The sequence below is a fragment of the Methylobacterium sp. J-059 genome, assembly GCF_022829485.1.
Classification (GTDB): Bacteria; Pseudomonadota; Alphaproteobacteria; order Rhizobiales; family Beijerinckiaceae; genus Methylobacterium.
Genome location: NZ_JAKSYA010000125.1, coordinates 1 through 787, shown reverse-complemented (window position 1 = coordinate 787; position 787 = coordinate 1). Strand labels below are relative to the sequence as shown.

Genomic DNA, 787 nt, shown 5'->3' with positions numbered 1-787 from the left:
GGGGCGCGCGGCCACGACCTGCGCTTCGAGGTCACCGACACCGGCATCGGGATCAATTCGGCGCAGCAGGACCGGCTGTTCAAGCGCTTCAGCCAGGTCGACGGCTCGATCAGCCGGCGCTTCGGCGGCACCGGCCTCGGCCTGGTGATCTGCCGCCACCTGCTCTCGTTGATGGGCGGCGAGATCGGCGTCAGCAGCCGCGAGGGCGTCGGCTCGACCTTCTGGTTCACCCTCACGCTGCCGCCGGGCGAGGAGACCGGGGTCGCGGCGGCAACGTCCGCGGCTCCGGCCACGGACCCCGCCGGACGCGCCGTCCGGCTGCTTCTCGCCGAGGACGTGCCGCTCAACCAGGAGCTCGCCTGCGCGGTGCTCGAGGCGCAGGGCTACGTGGTGGACGTGGTCGAGGACGGCGCCGAGGCGATCGTCGCGGTCGAGGCGGCGCTGAAGCAGGGCAGGGGCTACGACCTCGTGCTGATGGACGTGCAGATGCCGGTGATGGACGGCCTGACCGCGACGCGCCACATCCGCGCGCTGGCGTCGCCGGCCCGCGAGATCCCGATCGTGGCGATGACCGCCAACGTGCTGCCGAAGCAGATCGAGGACCTGCGCGCGGCCGGGATGGACGACCATGTCGGCAAGCCGTTCTGGCGCGCCGACCTCTACGCCACCATCGCGCGCTGGACCGGGCCGCAGCGCGAGGCCCGCCCGGCCGCCCCGATCCCGGCGCCGGACGGCGCGAACGCGGTGCTCGACCCGGCGGTGTTCGACGCCCTCAAGGACGGCTTCG

At 73.4% G+C, this 787-nt stretch carries 1 protein-coding gene; it reads left to right on the top strand.

Annotated features, from left to right (window positions below):
• Window positions 1–787: response regulator (locus MKK55_RS17910; RefSeq protein ID WP_243936888.1), on the top strand; the 787-nt coding region annotated here is incomplete at both ends.